This window comes from Paraburkholderia phymatum (genome assembly GCF_038900715.1).
GTDB lineage: Bacteria > Pseudomonadota > Gammaproteobacteria > Burkholderiales > Burkholderiaceae > Paraburkholderia > Paraburkholderia phymatum_A.
This window is the reverse complement of record NZ_JAYMRZ010000001.1, coordinates 415,632-435,921: the sequence shown is the minus strand read 5'-3', so window position 1 is coordinate 435,921 and position 20,290 is coordinate 415,632. Positions and strand designations below refer to the sequence as shown.

General features: G+C 66.1%; 14 protein-coding genes. 10 read left to right on the top strand and 4 right to left on the bottom strand.

All coding sequences use genetic code 11. The features are described from left to right. Positions 1-54: 54 nt before the first annotated feature. On the top strand, positions 55-1,902 hold the full coding sequence (locus VSR68_RS01945) for a tetratricopeptide repeat protein (RefSeq protein WP_342938182.1): 1,848 nt from the start codon (positions 55-57) through the stop codon (positions 1,900-1,902). A gap of 104 nt (positions 1,903-2,006) precedes the next feature. Here VSR68_RS01945 and VSR68_RS01940 read toward each other — a convergent pair whose 3' ends face one another. Beyond that, positions 2,007-3,308, bottom strand: a complete 1,302-nt coding sequence (locus tag VSR68_RS01940; protein ID WP_342938181.1) for an MFS transporter — start codon at positions 3,306-3,308, stop codon at positions 2,007-2,009. A 406-nt stretch (positions 3,309-3,714) separates the two neighbouring features. On the opposite strand from VSR68_RS01940, the gene VSR68_RS01935 reads away from it, so the two are divergent. Beyond that, a complete protein-coding gene (locus VSR68_RS01935; protein ID WP_342938180.1) occupies positions 3,715-4,272 on the top strand; it encodes a GNAT family N-acetyltransferase in 558 nt (185 codons plus the stop codon). Positions 4,273-4,486: 214 nt separating this feature from the next. Beyond that, positions 4,487-5,587, top strand: a complete 1,101-nt coding sequence (locus VSR68_RS01930; RefSeq protein WP_342938179.1) for a hypothetical protein — start codon at positions 4,487-4,489, stop codon at positions 5,585-5,587. A 134-nt stretch (positions 5,588-5,721) separates the two neighbouring features. On the opposite strand, the gene VSR68_RS01925 is transcribed toward VSR68_RS01930, so the two are convergent. The 3 genes from VSR68_RS01925 to VSR68_RS01915 all read right to left on the bottom strand — a co-directional run bounded on the left by VSR68_RS01925 (position 5,722) and on the right by VSR68_RS01915 (position 10,029). Beyond that, positions 5,722-6,468: a DUF2968 domain-containing protein gene (locus tag VSR68_RS01925; protein WP_342938178.1), complete on the bottom strand. Its 747-nt coding sequence runs from the start codon at positions 6,466-6,468 to the stop codon at positions 5,722-5,724. Between the two features lie 254 nt (positions 6,469-6,722). Next, positions 6,723-8,078, bottom strand: coding sequence for a type 1 glutamine amidotransferase (locus VSR68_RS01920; protein WP_342938177.1), 1,356 nt, complete (start codon positions 8,076-8,078; stop codon positions 6,723-6,725). 193 nt (positions 8,079-8,271) lie between these two features. Continuing rightward, positions 8,272-10,029: a cation:proton antiporter gene (locus tag VSR68_RS01915; protein ID WP_342938176.1), complete on the bottom strand. Its 1,758-nt coding sequence runs from the start codon at positions 10,027-10,029 to the stop codon at positions 8,272-8,274. A gap of 173 nt (positions 10,030-10,202) precedes the next feature. Between VSR68_RS01915 and VSR68_RS01910 the strand changes: the two genes are divergently transcribed. From VSR68_RS01910 to guaD, 7 genes are all read left to right on the top strand, one after another. Next, a complete protein-coding gene (locus VSR68_RS01910; protein WP_342938175.1) occupies positions 10,203-11,591 on the top strand; it encodes an amidase in 1,389 nt (462 codons plus the stop codon). Positions 11,592-11,700: 109 nt separating this feature from the next. Then, entirely contained in the window at positions 11,701-12,207 is a 507-nt protein-coding gene (locus tag VSR68_RS01905) for a disulfide bond formation protein B (RefSeq protein ID WP_342938174.1), read from the top strand. A gap of 424 nt (positions 12,208-12,631) precedes the next feature. Continuing rightward, positions 12,632-14,182: a xanthine dehydrogenase small subunit gene (gene xdhA, locus VSR68_RS01900; protein WP_342938173.1), complete on the top strand. Its 1,551-nt coding sequence runs from the start codon at positions 12,632-12,634 to the stop codon at positions 14,180-14,182. Continuing rightward, positions 14,179-16,608 carry a xanthine dehydrogenase molybdopterin binding subunit gene (xdhB, locus tag VSR68_RS01895; protein ID WP_342938172.1) on the top strand — a complete coding sequence of 810 codons (2,430 nt, stop codon included), beginning with the start codon at positions 14,179-14,181 and terminating at the stop codon, positions 16,606-16,608. Before xdhA ends, xdhB begins: the two co-directional genes overlap by 4 nt. A gap of 100 nt (positions 16,609-16,708) precedes the next feature. Next, positions 16,709-17,719, top strand: coding sequence for a xanthine dehydrogenase accessory protein XdhC (gene xdhC / locus VSR68_RS01890; RefSeq protein ID WP_342938171.1), 1,011 nt, complete (start codon positions 16,709-16,711; stop codon positions 17,717-17,719). Between the two features lie 104 nt (positions 17,720-17,823). Further along, complete coding sequence (locus VSR68_RS01885) at positions 17,824-18,864, top strand: adenosine deaminase (RefSeq protein WP_342938170.1); 1,041 nt, start codon at positions 17,824-17,826, stop codon at positions 18,862-18,864. A 28-nt stretch (positions 18,865-18,892) separates the two neighbouring features. Beyond that, positions 18,893-20,230: a guanine deaminase gene (gene guaD / locus VSR68_RS01880; RefSeq protein ID WP_342938169.1), complete on the top strand. Its 1,338-nt coding sequence runs from the start codon at positions 18,893-18,895 to the stop codon at positions 20,228-20,230. Positions 20,231-20,290 lie beyond the last annotated feature (60 nt).

Genomic DNA, 20,290 nt, shown 5'->3' with positions numbered 1-20,290 from the left:
CGCGCCGAGTGTGGGAAAATGCGCGTTTTCCCGCATCCCCCCACCGCCTCCGTCATGCAACCCCTTTTCGATCGCGCGTACAGCGCGCATCGTGACGGCCGGCTCGACGACGCAGAGCGCGGCTATCGCGCGACGCTCGAACTCGATCCTGCTCACGTCGACGCGCTGCATCTGCTCGGCGTGCTGCGCCATCAGCAAGGCCAGCACGAAGAAGCGGCCGACCTCGTGCGCCGTGCCGCCGATCTGCGTCCGCAGGACGCCGCGCTGCAGCTCAACCTCGGCAATGCGCTGAAGGCGCTCGGCCAGCTCGACAAGGCAATCGAACGCTTTCGCAACGCGCTGACCCTTGCGCCCGCGTTCGCGATCGCGCACTACAACCTCGGCAACGCGTATGCGCTCGCGGGCCGCCATGAAGATGCCGTCGACGCCTTCCAGAAGTCGTTGCGCCTTCAGCCGACGGACGCGTCGTCGCACGTCAATCTCGGCAACGCGCTGCATGCGCTCGGACGCCATCGCGAAGCCGTCGACTCGTTACGGCGCGCGCTCGAATTGCGGCCGGGCCACGCGGGCGCGCACAACAACCTCGGCATGGCGCTCAACGCGCTCGGCTCGGCCGACGAAGCGATCGTGCATTTCCGCGCGGCGCTCGAAGCGGAGCCGCGCTTCGTCGCCGCGCAGTTCAATCTCGGCAATACGCTCGACGCGACGGGCCGGCACCAGCAAGCCGTTGCCGCGTTCGAGGCCGCGCTCGCGCTCCAGGCCAACCTGCCGCCCGCGCTGTTTGGACTCGGCAACGCGCTCGCGGCGCTCGGCCGTCACGAAGAAGCGCTGCCGCGTTTCGAGCGCGCGGTCGGCCTCGACCCCACATTCGCGCTCGCTTGGCTGAGCCTGGGCGCCGCGCATCATGCGCTCGGCGCGCACGAAGCGGCGATTCGCGCGTTCGATCAGGCGCTGCGTCTGCGCCCCGATCTCGCCATCGCGCATATGAACCGTGGCGTGACGCTGCTCACGCTCGGCAATTTCAAGCGCGGCCTGCCCGAATACGAATGGCGTCTGGAGAATGTGGCGCAGTCGCCGAATGCGGCGTCGCTGCCGCGCTGGAACGGCGAGCCGATTACCGCGCGCACGCTCTTCGTGCATGCGGAACAGGGCTTCGGCGATACGCTGCAATTCGCGCGCTTCGTCGAAATTGCCGCGCAGCGCGCCGCACATGTCGTACTCGAAGTGCAGCCGCAACTCGTCTCGCTGCTCGCGCCCACTGCGCAGCAATGGCGCGTCACGTTGATCGCGCAAGGCGCGAAGCGCCCGCATGCCGACTTGCAGTGTCCGTTGCTGAGCCTGCCGCTCGCGCTCGGCACCGATCTCGACGCGATTCCCGCGCGCGCGCCTTATCTGAATGCGCCCGCTGCGTCGCGTCGCGCGTGGCGCGGTTCGCTCGGCGGACACGCGAAGCGCAAGATCGGGCTCGCGTGGTCGGGACGCGCGCAGCGCCAGGAAAACCGCTCGTTGCCGCTTGAGGCGCTGGAACCGCTGTTCGCGCTCGACGGCATCGACTGGATCGTGCTGCAGCCCGTGCTCAGCGACGACGAGCGCGCCGCGCTCGACGCGCATCCGCGCGCGAAGAACATTCATCGCTTCGATGCGCGCATCCACGACTTCGCGGATACCGCGGCGATCATCGAGCGGCTCGACGGCGTGGTGTCGGTCGATACGTCGATCGCGCATCTGACGGGTGCGCTGAACCGTCCGCTGTGGCTGATGCTCCCGTTCGCCGCCGACTGGCGCTGGTTCGTCGGCGACGCGCGCAGTCCGTGGTATCCGTCGGCGCGTCTCGTGCGGCAGCCACGGCCGGGCGCGTGGGAAGATGTCGTCGCAGAGGTGGCGTCCGCGCTGCGCAGTTGATCGCGCGGCCTTGCGTCGCCGACGACCCGATGAAAAACCCCCGCTGGCAAGTACCAAGCGGGGGTTTTGTTTTCCGGCGACGCAACCGGATAGGCGAAAAGCGCTTACGCCACCCGATACTGGTTGCGCGCTTCCGGCGTTCGGTACAGCACGAGCGTCGCGATCAGCCCGCAGACGGCTGCGACGCTCATCCACAGGCCAGGCGCCGCCTTGTTGCCCGTCGAATGAATCAGATACGTCGCGATGGCGGGCGTGAAGCCGCCGATCGTCGTCGCGAGACTGTACGCCAGCGAGAAGCCCGCCGTGCGCACATCCGACGGCATCACTTCCGTCAGCGCGACGACCATGCCGCCGTTGTAGCAGCCATACAGGAACGACAGCCACAGTTCGACCATCAGCAGGCGCACGAACGACGGATCGGCGACGAGCCATTGCACGGCCGGATACGACGTGAGAATCGTCAGGATCGTGAATGTCAGCAGCACTGGGCGACGGCCGACGCGATCCGAAATCGCGCCCGACACGGGCAGCCAGATCAGGTTCGACACGCCAATGCAGACGGTCACGATCAGCGTATCGATCGCGGAGAGCTTCAGCACTTCCTTGCCGAAGGTCGGCGTGTACGCGGTGATCATGTAGAACGACACCGTCGTCATGATGACCATGCCCATGCCGCCGAGCACGATGCCCCAGTTCTGCGCCATCGAACGGAAAATTTCGCCGACCGTCGGGCGATGCTTCTTCGCGAGAAACTCTTCCGTTTCCTTCAGCGAGCGGCGGATCAGGAACAGGAACGGCACGATCAGGCAGCCGATCAGGAACGGCACGCGCCAGCCCCACGCGGTCATCTGGTCGGCGGGCAGCAGGCGGTTCAGGAATACGCCGATCAGCGCGGCGAACACGACGGCCACCTGCTGGCTGCCCGACTGCCACGAACAGTAGAAGCCCTTGTTGCCCTTCGTCGCGATCTCCGACAGATACACCGACACGCCGCCCAGCTCGACGCCCGCCGAGAAGCCCTGCAACAGGCGCCCGAGCAGCACGAGCGCGGGCGCGAGCACGCCGATCGTCGCGTAGCCCGGAATCGCGGCGACCGTCAGCGTGCCGAGCGCCATCAGCGACAGCGTGAGGATCAGACCCTTGCGCCGGCCGTGATGATCGACGTAAGCGCCGAGCACGATCGCGCCCAGCGGACGCATCAGAAAGCCCGCGCCGAACACCGACAGCGACAGCATCAGCGAGGCGAACTCGTTGCCCCTCGGAAAATACGTCTTCGCGATCGCACTGGCGTAGTAGCCGTAGACCATGAAGTCGTACATTTCCAGGAAGTTGCCGCTGACGACGCGGAATACGGTACGGGCCTTGGATTCGCCCGTCGATGTGTGGGCATGGGATGCTGTTGCCATGTCTACCTCGGTATTGGCCCGCAACCTGCACAACGCAGGTGACACGGGGCAGTGGAAACGATCCGCACGGACAGCAGATACGATTGGCTCCGGCACGGCGTTCACGTGGGCGCGGTATTCTGATCTTGCGAATTCCACCGATGCATCAGGGTAAACCTGTAGTCGCGCTTAGGACACGCGGTTGTCTCGATAGTAACGTTTCTGAGAACGTTGCGCATTCAATACAATTTGCTTACATTGGCGCATTTTCAGGAAAATTCTTCCGATGCGGTCGCCGCCGCTCCCGCAATGCCAGATGACGCCGGAGGCTATGCGCCGTATCGTGAATCCTTGGCGATTTTGTCCTGCTGATTTCCAGCTTCGACCCGCCCAACCTGTCTGCTTACGTCCGTCCGGTAACGCCGCAATGCCCGATCCTGCTTCGCCACCCGCTCTTTCGACCCTCGCGCTGCGCCCGGCCACCGATGCCGACGCCGATCTCATCGCCGCCATCCATAGCGCAAGCTGGCAGGCGACATACCGCGGGCTGCTGCCCGATACGTTTCTCGATGGCGAAGTCGTGCAGGAGCGCGCGTCCTACTGGCGCGCGCGGCTCTCGGCGCCCGGTGCCGACCGGCGCATCGTGCTGATCGCCGAGCGCGCCGGAGAGCCGATCGGCTTCATGTGCGTCGAGCGTCAGCCGGATTCGCCGTGGGGCGTGCTGCTCGACAACCTGCATGCGCTGCCCGCGCACCAGGGCATCGGCGCGGGCAAGCTGCTGATGCGCGCCGCTCAGGACTGGGCGCGCGAACACGGGGAAGCTCAGCTCTATCTCTATGTGCTCGAAGGCAATGCGCCCGCGATCGCGTTCTACGAGCGGCAGGGCTGGCAGCTGTCGGGCGCGGAGCCCGATCATATGGGAGGCGTCGATATCACCGCATTGAGATACGTGTATCGCCTGGATCGCACTTCCGACTATCACTGATACCGATCAGCTTTCGGAATTATCCTATCGATCGATGTGCATCCGCCTGCCACCATGCCGCGTCGAAGGCCCCGACGGGCAGCGCAGGCAGGATGCCGGTTCACGCCTGATGTTGTCTGCCGCTTCGAGGCTCCAAGAATGCCAACAAAAACGAGGGAACGAGGCGAGGACCGTGTCGACACCACAATTCACTCTCATTGCCGGCGCCATGGCGATGCCGCGCCTCCGCCCTCTCGAGCTGGTCTCGCGCTCCATCGGCCGTGAATGGTCGCTGTTGCCGCCGAACATCAGCCTCCGAAAGGAACTGAAGGTCCTGTATACGGCGATGATGCGCACGTTCTGCCTGAACGCCGCCGCGATCCGCGCGATGTGCCGCTGGGACCCGCAGACCTTGCGCCGGCAGCCGGCCTTCCCCGACGCGCCGGCTCCCGCCCCCACCAGCAGCGCCATTCCGCTCGACTTGCGTCATCCCGCGCGCCCGTTCAAGCGCAAGGACCGTCAATGGAACACGATTGCGGGCGGCGCATGCGCGATCAGCGGCGCGGCCGTGATTGCGTGGCTCGTCGCGAGCCAGCATCGGCAGCCGCCGACGCCGACGCTGGCAGCCGCGCCTGACGTGACGCTCAACGCCCGCGCAACGCATGTCGGCGATGAACCCGCTGCACCGGAACATCTGCGCACCGGAAACGTCGCGCGATCGACCGAAGCGCCCGTCGCGTGGAATCGCGCTCGCGGCGACCTGAACGCCCGCGCGTCCGAGCCGATGACGGCGCCACAAGCCGCGGACAAGCCGGGCGCAGCTATCGCGAACGCCCCGCGCTTCGACGTCGGCAACCGTGCCGCATCCGATCGCGCACCCGCAGTTGCCCGAGGCACCGCCGATACGAACGCAAGTGCGTCTCCCAGATCCGGCGTCGATCGGTTCACACCGGCCGCGAGCCGAAAGCATCCAACGAAGCGAGCACGCGACGCCATCATCAACGCGGGCACGCACCACGCCCCGCATGCGACCGTCCGTTCGCTGGATAGCGAGCCGAGCCATGGCTGGCGGTCGCAGCTAGAAGCGCGGCGTCATCCGGCGCACGGCTCGCTGCATCGCACGCGTCCGCAACCGTCGATGGCGGGCGCCTACTCGCCGTTCGCGCCGTCGCCGCGAGCCAACAGCGACTATGCTTCCGTCACGATGTCGGCGGGCATGCACGGCGTCGCGCCCGCAGCCATCGCGCGTGGACACGTCGATACGGACAGCACCGAGTGGATGAACCATATGTCGCAACGACGCGTCACCGAGATACCCGATCACTTCTCGAAGTAGGACCGGTCAGCGCCAGTCGGACACGACAAAGCGGCCGCGCAAAAAAGAACACCCCAAAAGCTGAACGTCAGCTTTTGGGGTGTTCTTTATGGCAATGCCCTATGCCACGCAAGCGTCCCTGAAAGCAGGCACCATCACCGCCCGCCCGGCAATCCCGCCTCCGCCTGACGCTGCAATTGCAGAACCTGCTGCTGCAACTGGCGCAACTGCGACTGGGCCTTTTCCTTCTCTTCGCGCAACGCGAGCATTTCGTCCTGCGTTTGCCGCTGGTAATCCGCGACCTTGGCTTCCTGGGCGCGCGCCACCTGGATGTCCGCCTGCAAACGCTGCGCGCGTGCCTGCGACTCGCCGATCACGCGCTCGATCGAGGCGTTCTGCGCCTGCAATTGCGTCCTGCGGATTTCGACTTCGGCAAGCTGCGCCGTCTGCCGCGCAAAGCCCGCATAGATCGCTTCGGCGCGCGCCTGATCGGATGTCCGGATGACGCGCCAGAAGCGCTTGTTCTGGAACAGCGCGACGTAGTACGTCATGTCCTGCGCGTAGAAGAACATCGATGCGCCGTAGCCGCCGTTGTATGTCGTGCGCATTTCCGTGAGCCCGCCGTCGTGGATCAGCTGCATCAGATCGGCAACATCGCCCTGCGTGCCGCCGCCCGCGCTCGCGTTCGCGTCGGAATTCGCTTCGTTGGCCGCTTCCGCGACGGAGTCCGCATCGCTTGGCGCGTCAGACGACGCATCGGCCCCGGCGACTTTGGCAGCGCTCGCGCGAGCGACGTCAGGGTTCGACGCCGCCTTGCCCGCCGCCCACGCGACGCCGCCATGCATGAGCGCGCAGGTAATCGCAAGCAATCCTATGCGGCGCAGATCCAAGGGGTACTTCATACGTCGATACTCCATGCGTATCCAGAAACAGCCTCGGATTATCGCGCGGATTTTGCCCTTTCTGACGCGCTGCTACAGGACTTTAAATCGAGATAAATGGACAACTAAGCAATCTGATGCGCAAACGCAAAAGATCGTAAAACACCGTCCCTATTCCTGAATTGAGACGATCGCTGGCACCCACTACCGACGAAAAAAAGAAATGCGGGCCGCACATCGGATGTGCGCCCGCGTATCGACAGAAAGACGTGAAATCAGAAGCGCGTTTCGCGCGCGACTCGCAAGAACGTATCGAGCAGCGGCGTGCAATCGAGCAGTTCCGGGCCGCCCGAGCGGTGGAACTCGGGGTGCCACTGCACGCCCATCACGAACGGCGCGCGCCGGTAGCGCACGGCTTCGATGATGCCGTCCGACGCCGACACCGCTTCGATGTTCAGATCGCGCCCCAGCTGATTGACCGCCTGGTGGTGGATCGAGTTGACGATCGCCTCGCGCCGTCCGGGGAACATGTTGACGAGCGTCGAGCCCTCCGGGAAGTGAACCGAGTGACGGTGCTGGTCGTAATGTTCGTTCACGTGGATGCCCGCCGTCGGCACGTCGCTGGCGATGTCCTGATACAGCGTGCCGCCGAATGCGACGTTAATCAGCTGGCAGCCGCGGCACACGCCCAGCACCGGCTTGCCCGACTCGATGAACTCGTGCAGCAGTTCCAGCTCGTACATGTCGCGCACACGGTCGCCGGGCCACTCGGGCCGCGTCGCGGCTTCGGCGTAGGTTTGCGGCGACACGTCGGCGCCGCCTTGCAGCAGCAGGCCGTCCAGATGCTTCGCGTAGTCGCGCAGGCGGATGTTGCTCGGGTGCAGCATGCCCTGATGGCCGACTGTCGGAATCATGAACACGAGCACGTCGCGCGACATCACCCAGTGCGCAATCGATTCTTCCAGGTACTGCAACGTCTTGCCGCGCAGCCCCTTCGCGCCGGGTTCCGGATGGAAGATCCGCGCCGACACGCCGATGCGCAGCGTGCGCTGCGTGATCCTGCGCCCCGCGCGGTCGAATAGCTGGCGCGCGCGCGCCGCCATGACCCGTCCAAAGACGGACCACGCCGAATCGCTGCGCTTCAGGTACGCGGGCGGTCCCGGCGGAATGGCGTTGGGAGGCGGCGGATTGGCCGCGCCGAAATCGGGCGCCGAGCCAAAACCCGGCGGCGGCGAACCACTGGGTTTCGCCGATGAGCCGAGCGTGCCGTCCGGCTCGCCGCCGACGGGCGCAGCCGCAGCAGCGCCCGATGCGTCCGCCGTTCCGGCGGGGCTTCCAGCTTGCGCCGCTGCCCGCTCCGCGCTCGACACGACCGACTGCACGCGGGCCGCCGCTTCCTGCTGCGCGGTGGCCTCCGCGGCGCTCGCGCGCGCGCGCTCGGCCTCGCTGCGCCGCGCGGCGGGGGCGTCCTTCGGCGTCACGTTGGAGGCGCTTTCGGGGGAATCGGTGGAGGCCGCTTCTTTGGCGGGTGTGGGAGTCGGAGCCGGTGCGGATTTCGGCGCGCCGGGCTGGCTCGTCGAAGGCGTGGGGGTGCCGGGTGCGCCGGCGTTATCGGAATTGTTTTCGCTCATGACTGTGGTCCAAACGCGTCCTGGCGCGCGAACGAATAGACATAATTGATTATCCGCCTCGCGCCGTGTGGGGGCAAACCAGCACACATTTCGTCACATCACGTCACAACATGCAACGTTGTGCGAACGGATACCACGTCCCCTATCGCATCCGCGCAACGCCATCATGCGCCACTTCGATGACGCCTTGCCATCAAGGGTCCGGCTGTTCGTCGAAGGTTTCGCGCAGCGCGATCTGCATGGTCGCGTGAATCCGCACGCACCAGCGCCAGAGCACCGCCAGTAGCAGCGCGGCGACCAGCAGCACGGCGACGAGCAGACCCGTCGGCGGCAGGATCGCGCTCGACAGCGCCGAGACGAGCAGGAACACGCCCAGCATCGAGACGACGGGCACGAGATCCGAAATGGCGTAGCGGATCGCTCTCGTGAACCGCCCCGCCTTCGCCGGCTGCACGCTGATTTCGGCGAGCAGCAGCGCGAGCGATTTGGTCTTCCGGTAGACGGCGACGAGAAACGGCATCGAGACGACGAGCGCCGCGCTCCACAGCACGACGCGCTGCATCGGCTCGGACGGCAGCCATTCCGTGACGAAGCGGCTTCCATACGGCGCGCCATACGATGCGCCAAGAAAAATCGCCGCGACGATCGCCAGATTGACCGCGATCTGCAGGATGATCCGCCGCGTGAGGCCGAACACCGTCGGCCCGCCCGAGGCCGGCCGCAGGCTGCCGAGCCACTGCCCGTACATGCCGAACACGTTGGCGACGGTGGGCGGCATCGCGTGGCTCAGACGCCGCGTGAGGGGATCGGCAGCGCGGATCAGATACGGCGTGAAGAGCGTCGTCAGCGCGGAAACGGCGACGGCGATCGGATAGAGAAACGCGCTCGTCACCTTCAACGTGAGCCCGAGCGACGCGATGATGAACGAGAACTCGCCGATCTGCGACACCGTCATGCCGACGCGCATCGCCGTGCGCCCGTCCTTGCCGGCCAGAAAAGTGCCGAGGCCGCACGACACGATCTTGCCGACGATCACCGCGATCGTGATCACCGCGATCGGCCATGCGTAGTCGACCAGCACGGCGGGGTTCAGCATCAGCCCGATCGTCACAAAGAAGATTGCGGAGAAAGTATCGCGCAGCGGCGCGATCAGATGCTCGATCCGGTGCAGGTGGCGCGACTCGGCCATGATCGCGCCGATCAGGAACGCGCCGAGCGCGATGCTGTAGTCCAGCTTGACGACCAGCAGGCAGAACGCGAAGCAGAAGCCCAGCACCGAGACGAGCAGCATTTCGTCGCTCTGCGATTTCGCGACGTAGTTGAGCGCGCGCGGCACGACGAGTATTCCGACCACCAGCGACACCGTCATGAACAGCAGCAGCTTGCCGAGCGTGACAAGCGCGATGCCCGCGGACAGCTCGCCCGTCTGCGCGATGCCCGACAGCAGCACGAGCATCGCGATGCCGAGAATGTCTTCGACGATCAGAATGCCGAACACCAGTTGCGCGAAACTCTCGCGCTTCAGGCCGAGATCGGCGAGCGCCTTGACGATAATCGTCGTCGACGAGATCGCGAGAATCGCGCCGAGGAACAGCGAATCCATCGGGCTCCAGCCGAACGCGCTGCCGATCTCGTAGCCGATCCACAGCATCAGCACGATCTCCGACAGCGCCGCCACGATGGCCGTCGCGCCGACCTCGACAAGCTTGCGCAGGCTGAATTCGAGCCCCAGCGAGAACATCAGGAACACGACGCCGAGCTCGCCGAGCGTCTGGATCGTCTGTTCGTCGTGGATCAGCTGGAACGGCGGCGTGTACGGCCCGATGATCACGCCCGCCGCGATATAGCCGAGCACCACCGGCTGCTTCAGGCGATGGAACAGCACGGTGACGACGCCCGCGAGCGCCATCACGACTGCCAGATCCTGAATGAAGCCGATTCCGTGATGCATGGCGCCTTCCTTACAAAAAGTAATACAGAGAGCGCGATGGTACCGCACGATCGGTGAAAAACAATTGTGGCGAAGCGCAACGGCATGCATCGCGCGGGATTGGCGCGTGTCCCGCATGAAGCGTCACAATACGAGTCCCAGTCATCGTCAACCGTACCTGTCGCGCTCACGCCATGACCACAGCCACGCCTACCGATTTCACGCCCTTCCCGCCGCTCGCCCAGCTTGGCGCCGATCTCGCCGCCGGCCGCACGACGAGCCGCGCGCTCGTCGAAGCCGCGCTCGAACGCATCGCCGATCCCGCCGGCCAGGGCGCGACCGCCTTCATGCACGTCGACGCCGACAACGCCCGCGCGACAGCCGATGCGCACGACCGCCTGCGCGCCGCCGGCACTGTTCTGTCGCCGCTGGCGGGCATTCCCGTCTCCGTGAAAGACCTGTTCGACATCGAAGGCCAGGTGACGCGCGCCGGCTCGACGGCATTGGCGGGCGCCGCGCCAGCGACGTCTGATGCGCCCGCCGTCGCGCGGCTCAAGCGCGCGGGCGCCGTGATCGTCGGCCGCACGAACATGAGCGAGTTCGCGTTTTCCGGCCTCGGGCTGAATCCGCACTACGGCAATCCGCTGTCGCCGTACCGGCGCGGCGTGAAAGGCGACGAGCGGGTGTCGGGCGGATCGTCGTCGGGCGCGGCCGCGTCGGTGGCGGACGGCATGGCGGCCGTCGCGCTCGGCAGCGACACGGGCGGATCGCTGCGCATCCCCGCCGCGCTGTGCGGCCTGACGGGCTTCAAGCCGACCGCCGACCGCGTGCCGAAGCAAGGCGGCGTGCCGCTCTCGCCAACGCTCGACGCGTTCGGTCCGATCGGCATGACGGTCGCGTGCTGCGCGCTCGTCGACCGGATTCTCGCGGGACTGGAGCCCGTCGTCCCGGCCGCGCGGCCGCTCGAAGGCGTGCGGCTCGGCGTGCTGAATCACTACGTGATGGACGGCATCGAGCCGCAAGTCGCGCAGGCCTACGACGCTGCGCTGAAACACCTGGAAGCAGCGGGCGCGATCGTCAGCGACGTGCGCTTTGCGCCGCTCAACCGTCTCGCGGAGATCAACCGCTTCGGCTTTTCGCCGATCGAGGCGTATGCATGGCACAGGCCGCTGCTCGAAGCGCATCGCGGCGATTACGATCCGCGCGTGCTCGTGCGCATTCTGAAAGGCGAGCCGGCGACGGCCGCCGACTACCTCGACCTGCTCGCCGAACGCGCGGCCGTGCTGGCCGAGGCGCGCATGATGTGGCAGCGCTTCGATGCCATCGTCGCGCCGACGACGCCGATCGTGCCGCCGCGCGTCGCGGATCTCGTCGATGACGACGACGCGTTTTTCCGCGCCAACGGTCTGGTGTTGCGCAATCCGAGCGCGTTCAATTTCCTCGATGCGTGCGCGCTGTCGCTGCCTTGCCATCCGCGTGGCGATGCGCCCGTCGGGCTGATGCTGGCCGCCGCGCCGCACGCCGACGATGCGCTGCTGGGAATAGGACGTGCCGTCGAAGCAGTATTGAATACGATCCGCTGACAGCCGCTCTCGACGGCTCATCGCGGAGTTTTTTGCGCGCCGGCAAGCGTCACGGCCTTCGGCTAGAATCGCGCGACGCCTTTTCGGAAACTCAACCGCTATAAGGATTATGGTCAACGATAACGTCACGCTGCGCCGCGAGCGCAATCTCCTCGTTCTGCTCGGGCTCGTCTGCGTCGCGCTCGTCGGCGGGGCGCTCTATCTTCAGTTCGTCGAGCATCAGGACCCCTGCCCGCTGTGCATCATCCAGCGGTATTTCTATCTGCTGATCGCCGTGTTCGCCTTTATCGGCGCAACGATGCGCCGATGGCGCGGCGTGCGCGCACTCGAAGTGCTGGCGCTGCTCTCCGCGCTCGGCGGCGTGGCGACGGCCGTGCGGCATGTGTATGTGCAGTCGCACCCGAATTTCAGCTGCGGATTCGATGCGCTGCAGCCGATCGTCGACGGACTGCCTCCCGCACATTGGCTTCCGGGCGTGTTCAAGGTCGCCGGGCTATGCGAGACACTCTATCCGCCGATTCTTGGTCTTTCGCTGCCGCAGTGGTCGATGGTTGGGTTCGTCGTCGCGTTTCTGGCGCTCGCGGTAAGCCTTTGGCGGAACCGGCAAACACGCTGATTCTGCTGGACTGCGCTGGGAAAAGCCTTCCGGCGCAATGTGTCCGATCCGCCGCGCCGGGCCGTTCGCGTTGCCGTTGCTCCCGACGGAGCGACGACCCGGCTTCCCCTTCGGCGTAAACACCTGGCGCGCCGCCGTACGCGGCGAGCGCATCGCCTGATCTCCTGTCCACCGCGCGCTAAACGCGTAAAGCCCCACGCCATAAGGCTTCGCGCCCTTTTCAGCACGCTCGCGCCCCGTCTGCGTCGTTGCAGTCGCGCCCCTCATGACCACTCCCGAATAACCCCCATTCGCGCCCGGAAATATTTTTGGGACAAAGTGGTGTTATGTTCGGTCATGGATGGCGATCTACGTGCGCGAGGCCCGCTGCGGCGCGACCCCATGCGTAACGCGCGCCTGGTCCGCAATGTCTTCAGGATTCGCCATGACAACGCAAACCATCCGTTTCTATCACCAGGGGACCGTCCACGAAGTCGCCGACGCCCCCGCTTCGCGCACCGTGCTCCAGCATCTGCGCGACGACCTGCATTGCACGGGAACCAAGGAAGGCTGCGCGGAAGGCGATTGCGGCGCTTGCACCGTCGTCGTCGGTGAAGCCGATGCGCACGGCGAGCTTTCGCTCAAGGCCGTCAACGCGTGCATCCAGTTTCTTCCCACGCTCGACGGCAAGGCACTCTTCACCGTCGAAGATCTGCGCTCCGCGAACGGCGCGCTGCATCCTGTTCAACAGGCGATGGTCGATTGCCACGGCTCGCAGTGCGGGTTCTGCACGCCCGGCTTCGTGATGTCGATGTGGGCGCTGTACGAGAACCAGCCCACAGGCGCGGGCCTGCCCACCCGTGACGAGATCAACACTGCGCTCTCCGGCAATCTGTGTCGCTGCACCGGCTACCGGCCGATCGTCGAAGCGGCGCAGAAGATTTTCGACGAGCAGCAGTACCCGCGCGTCGCGCTCGATCGCGCCGCCGTCGTCAACGCGCTCCGTTCGATCCAGCGCGAAGAGACGTTCGAATACACCGCGCCCGACGCGCGCGGCGCCGCATTCGGCTCGCCGACCTTCTTCGCCCCCGTCACGCTCGATGCCTTCGCGACCCTGCGCGCGCGGCATCCGCACGCGCGGCTGCTCGCGGGCAGCACCGACGTCGGCCTGTGGGTCACGAAGCAGTTCCGCGACCTGGGCGACATCCTCTACATCGGCAACGTCGCCGAACTGAAGACGATCGAGAGCGACGCGCAGACGCTGACGATCGGCGCGGCCGCATCGCTCGAAGACGCCTACGCCGCGCTGACGGCCGACTACCCCGAACTCGCCGAACTGTGGACGCGCTTCGCGTCGCTGCCGATTCGCAATGCCGGCACGCTCGGCGGCAATGTCGCGAACGGTTCGCCCATCGGCGACTCGATGCCGGCGCTGATCGCGCTCAACGCGCTCGTCGTGCTGCAGCGCGAGCAGAAGACGCGCACGCTGCCGCTCGATGCGTTCTACGTCGGCTATCAGAAGACGGCACTGGAGCCGGGCGAATTCGTCGCCGCGATCCGCGTGCCGCGCCCTGCGCCGGATCTGCGCTTTCGGACCTACAAGGTGTCGAAGCGCTACGATCAGGACATCTCGGCTGTGTGCGCCGCGTTTGCGCTGCGCATCGCCGAGGACGGTGCGATCGCCGATGCGCGTGTCGCGTTCGGCGGGATGGCCGCGACGCCGAAGCGCGCGCCGCATGCCGAAGCCGCGCTCAACCGCGCGCCCTGGGACGAAGCGGCGGCGCAACGCGCGATGGACGCCCTCGCCGCCGACTATCAGCCGCTCACCGACATGCGCGCGTCGGCCGCGTACCGGCTGAAGATCGCGCGCAATCTGCTGTGGCGCTTCCATCTGGAAACGCGCGACGCCGCCCCGCTCGCGCTCTGCGACGTCAACGCATTCGCATTCGATGCAGGCACGGGTCACGCCGCGCCCGCGCAGGAGCCGACGTCATGAACAAGCAGACGGATGCCTTCATTCATCACGCGGCGCAAGCCGAAGATCAGACGGCGCAAGCGGCAATCGGCGTGCCGCTGCCGCACGAATCGGCGGCGCTGCACGTGAGCGGCGAAGCGACGTACACCGACGACATCCCCGAACTCCAGCAGACGCTGCACGCGGCGCTCGGCCTGTCGAGGCACGCGCATGCGCGCATCGTGTCGCTCGATCTCGATGCCGTGCGCGCGGCGCCCGGCGTCGTCGCCGTGCTGACGGCCGACGACATTCCCGGCGAGAACAATTGCGGCCCCGTGCTGCACGACGATCCGATTCTCGCGGACGGGGAAGTGCTGTATCTCGGGCAGCCCGTCTTCATCGTCGTCGCGCGGAATCATGAACTCGCGCGGCGCGCGGCGTCGCTCGCGAAGAGCGACGACGTCGTGCGCTACGAGCCGCTCGAAGCCGTGCTCACCGCGACGGAAGCAAAGGCGAAGAAGCAGTACGTGCTGCCGCCGTTGCATCTGAAGCGCGGCGCGCCTGCCGAGAAAATCGCCGGCGCGCCGCACCGGATCGTGGGCACGTTCGAAGTCGGCGGCCAGGAGCAGTTCTATCTGGAAGGCCAGGTCGCGTATGCCGTGCCGAAGGAAATGGACGGCATGCTCGTCTATAGCTCGACGCAGCATCCGAGCGAGATGCAACACGTCGTTGCGCACATGCTCGGCTGGCCGACGCATAACGTCGTGTGCGAATGCCGTCGGATGGGCGGCGGCTTCGGCGGCAAGGAATCGCAGTCGGCGCTGTTTGCGTGCGCCGCGTCGCTCGCCGCGCATCGGCTGCGCCGACCAATCAAGCTGCGCGCCGATCGCGACGACGACTTCATGATCACCGGCAAGCGTCACGACGCCGTCTACGAGTACGAAGCCGGCTTCGACGACGACGGCCGCATTCTCGGCACGCGCGTCGAGATTGCATTGCGCGCGGGCTTTTCGGCGGATCTTTCCGGCGCTGTCGCGACGCGCGCCGTCTGCCACTTCGACAACGCGTATTACCTGCCGGACGTCGAGATACTCGCGCTACCGTGCAAGACGAACACGCAGTCGAACACCGCGTTTCGCGGCTTCGGCGGACCGCAAGGCGCGCTCGTGATGGAAGTGATGATGGACGGCATCGCGCGCGAACTGAAACGCGATCCGCTCGACGTGCGCCGCGCGAATTTCTACGGCATCGGCGAGCGCAACGTCACGCCGTATGGCCAGACCGTCGAAGACAACATCATCGCGCCGCTGACGGACGAGCTCATCGAATCGAGCGATTACCACGCGAGGCGCGACGCGATCGCCGCGTTCAACGCGACGAGTCCTGTTCTCAAGCGCGGCATCGCCTATACGCCCGTGAAGTTCGGCATCTCGTTCAACGTGCCGTTTCTGAATCAGGCGGGCGCGCTCGTGCACGTCTACAAGGATGGCTCGGTGCTCGTGAATCACGGCGGCACCGAAATGGGCCAGGGCCTCAACACGAAGGTCGCGCAAGTCGTCGCGAACGAATTCGGCTTGCCGCTTGCGCGCGTGCGCGTGACGGCCGCCGATACGTCGAAAGTGGCGAACACGTCGGCCACGGCTGCATCGACGGGCAGCGACCTGAACGGCAAGGCCGCGGAAGCCGCCGCGCGCACGATCCGCGAAAGGCTTGCCGTGCTGGCCGCGAAAGAACTCGGCGGCAACGTGGAAGACGTGACGTTCGCGAACGGTGCGGCGCACGCGAACGGCGCATCGATCCCGTTCGCGCAACTGGTCGGCGCCGCGTATCTCGCGCGCGTCCAGTTGTGGTCCGACGGCTTCTATGCAACGCCCAAAGTGCACTGGGACGCAAAGACGCTGACGGGCCATCCGTTCTACTACTTCGCGTATGGCGCGGCCGTCTCCGAGGTCGTGATCGACACGCTGACGGGCGAGTGGAAGCTCGTGCGCGTCGACGCATTGCACGACGCCGGCCAGTCGATCAACCCGGGCATCGATCTCGGCCAGGTCGAAGGCGCTTTCATTCAGGGCATGGGCTGGCTCACGACGGAAGAGCTCTGGTGGAATCGCGATGGCCGCCTGATGACGCACGCGCCGTCGACGTACAAGATTCCCGCCGTCAGCGATACGCCTGCCGCGTTCAACGTGAAGCTGTACCGCACCGTGAACGCCGAGCCGACCGTGTTCCGCTCGAAGGCCGTCGGCGAGCCGCCGCTGCTGCTGCCGTTCTCGGTGTTTCTCGCGATCCGCGATGCCGTCGCCGCGACGGCGCCCGATGCAGCGCATGCGCCCGCGTTGCGCGCGCCCGCAACGCCCGAAGCGATTCTCGATGCAATCGACGCGCTGAAGCCCGCTGCAACGATCGCCACGACGGCCAGTCCAAAATCACCAGAGACTGCGCCCGCCGGCGCGGGCACGACGGCATAGCGAACGCGCCGGAAAGAGTGCCGCGCGACACGACCGCGAGGCGCACGAGATCAACCGGCTGCGAGGCCATCCCGCGCGGCCTTGCATGGAGAACCGCCGGATGCACGCCTGGCTCACCGATCTGCAACAACTGCTCGCGCACGGCGACGCCGTCGTGCTCGTGACGGTCGCCCGCGCCGAAGGCTCGGCGCCGCGCGACGCCGGCACGAAGATGATCGTCACGCGCGACTCGGCGCGTCACACGATCGGCGGTGGACACCTCGAATGGAAAGCGATCGAAGGCGCGCGCCAGGTGCTGCGCGACGGCATGCGCACGCCGAACATGCGGCGGCTCGAGCGTTTCGCGCTCGGCCCGAGCCTCGGCCAGTGCTGCGGCGGTGCCGTCGTGCTCGCGTTCGAGCGGCTCGACATCGGCGACCTGGGCTGGGTCACGTCGCTGGCGAAGCGCGTCGCGGCGGGCCAATCGGTGGTGCGTAGCGTATCATTCGGGCCCGCGCCCGATGCGGTGATGCTGTCCGATCCGGAACCGGGCGTCGAAAGCGCCGATTGCCTGCTGTGGGACGGCGCGGGTTTCGACGACAGCAGCGCGCTGCTCACCGAAACGATCGCGCCGCGCGATTTCCCCGTCGTGCTGTTCGGCGCGGGGCACGTGGGCGCGGCGCTCGTGCGCGTGCTCGCGACGCTGCCCTGCCATGTACGCTGGGTCGACGAACGCGACGCGCAGTTCCCGCCGCCCGAAACGCTGGGCGCGCCGAACGTGGTCATCGACGCGAACGACGCGCCCGACGAAGCCGTCGACAAGGCCGCGCCCAACACGTACTTCATCGTGATGACGCACAACCATGCACGCGACCTCGATCTCGCCGAGCGCATCCTGCGGCGCGGCGACTTCGCGTTCTTCGGCATGATCGGCTCGCACACGAAGCGCAAGCAGTTCGAGCACCGGCTCGCTGCGCGCGGCTTCGATCCTGCGCTCGTCGCGCGAATGAAGTGCCCGCTCGGCGTGGACGGCATCGTCGACAAGTCGCCGGAAATCATCGCAATTTCAGCGGCGGCGCAACTGCTGCAAGCCGTCGAGGCCAACGCGGCGCGCGCGGCGCAGACGGCCTGAACACGACGGGTACGGCAATCACCGAATGAACGCATATTGAGGGACGCCTGACCAGCCATCGGGCGCTGCAGCTTTTCATCGATAACTCGAATCATTGACCGACCATGACGACAACCACACTTTCTCCGCTGGCGCAAAAGACGAAGGACGCGCCGAAAGCCGAGCTGCACATCCATATCGAAGGCTCGCTCGAACCGGAGCTGATTTTCCGGCTCGCCGAACGCAACGGCGTGAAGCTCGCATACGACTCGATCGAAGCGCTGCGCGCGGCGTATGCGTTCACCGATCTGCAATCGTTCCTCGATATCTACTATGCAGGCGCGAGCGTGCTGTTGAAGGAAGAGGACTTCTACGACATGACGATGGCCTACGTCGAGCGCGCGCTCGCGGACAACGTCGTGCACACGGAAATCTTCTTCGATCCGCAGACGCACACCGAGCGCGGCGTGCCGATCGCGACCGTCGTCGCGGGCATCGAACGCGCGCTCGCCGAAGCCGAGCAGCGCGGTCTCACGAGCAAGCTGATCCTGTGCTTCCTGCGCCATCTGTCCGAGGACGATGCGCTCGCAACGTTCGACGCCGCGCTGCCCCTGTTCGATCAGTACGCGCACAGGCTGATCGGCGTCGGTCTCGATTCGTCGGAGCGCGGCCATCCGCCGTCGAAGTTCGAGCGCGTGTTCGCGAAGGCCCGCGCCAAAGGGCTGAAGCTCGTCGCGCATGCGGGCGAAGAAGGCCCGCCGTCGTACGTCTACGAAGCACTTGATCTGCTCAAGGTGGACCGCGTCGATCACGGCGTGCGCAGCATCGAAGACCGGGCGCTCGTCACGCGCCTCGCCGACACGCGCGTCGCATTGACCGTATGCCCGCTGTCGAACCTGAAGCTGTGCGTGTTCGACGATCTGACCAAACACACGCTGAAGGCGCTGCTCGATGAGGGCGTCGCCGTCACCGTGAATTCCGACGACCCCGCCTACTTCGGCGGCTACGTCAACGAGAACTACCTCGCGACGATCGAAGCCCTCAAGCTCGGCGACGACGAGGTGTACACGATCATCCGCAACGGCTTCGAGGCGTCGTTCGTGACGCCCGCGGAGCGCGACGCGATGATCGCCAGACTCGATGCGCACTGGCGCGCATCAGCATGATTCATACAGTTCGGAGACGGTTTCACTCATGACTCAAACGGCTTATCGCGCGCAACTGCTGACGTTCAACGGCGATCCTGCGCAATCGTCCAACGCGGCCATCTTCGACGAAGACGGGCTTCTGATCGTCGAAGACGGACATGTCGTCGCGGCGGGCGCGCATGCGTCCGTTGCGTCGCAACTCGCGCCCGGAACGCAAGTGGTCGAGATGCGCGACAAGCTGATCGTCCCCGGTTTCATCGATACGCACATCCACTTCCCGCAGACGGACATGATCGCGTCGCCGGCGCCGGGGCTGTTGCCGTGGCTCGACACGTACACGTTCCCGACCGAGCGCGGTTTCAGCGATCCTGCCGTTGCGCAGGACACAGCACGCTTTTTCATCGACGAATTGCTTTCGTGCGGCACGACGACGGCGCTCGTCTACTGCACGGTTCACAAGCAGTCGGCTGACGCGCTCTTTACGGAAGCGCAAGCGCGCAATGTGCGGATGATCGGCGGCAAGGTGCTGATGGACCGCAACTGCCCCGAGTTCCTGCGCGACACCGCGCAATCGGGTTACGACGACAGCGCCGAGCTGATCGCGCGCTGGCACAACCACGGGCGTCAGATGTACGCGCTGACGCCGCGCTTCGCGCCGACTTCGACGCAAGCGCAACTCGAAGCGACGGGCGCACTCGCGAAGCTACACCCCGATGTGTTCATCCAGAGCCACGTCGCGGAGAATCACGACGAAGTGAAGTGGGTGGCGAGCCTCTTTCCCGGTCATCGCAGCTACCTCGACGTGTACGACCATTACGGCCTGCTGCGCCCGCGCGCCGTCTATGGACACTGCATTCATCTCGATGACGAAGACCGCCGCCGGATGGCCGAGACGCGCACGGTCGCATCGCACTGCCCGACGTCGAACCTGTTCCTCGGCAGCGGCCTGTTCGATTTCGACAAGGCAGCCGAATCGCGGATGCCAATCGCGCTTGCGACGGATGTCGGCGGCGGCACGTCGTTCTCGATGCTGCAGACGATGAACGAAGCGCACAAGGTCGCGCGCCTGGGCGGCCATCATCTGACGGCGACGCGCATGTTCTGGCTCGCAACGGCGGGCGCGGCGGAAGCGCTCGACCTCGGCGACACGATCGGCACGCTCAAGCCGAAGTCGGAAGCGGACTTCATCGTGCTCGATCCGAAGGCGACACCGTTGCTCACGCGGCGCACGGCGCGCACGGAAACGCTCGAAGAATTGCTGTTCGCGTTCGCGCTGCTCGGCGACGATCGCGCCGTGTACGAAACCTATGCGGCGGGCCAGCGCGTGCATCGGCGCGACGACGCACGCCAGCATGCGGCGGGAAAGGCGCGCATCGCGGCATGACGGTTTTCAGCGAGCCATATCGCTGATGTGCGCTGAAGTGAAAATGGCGCTTCGTGGGTT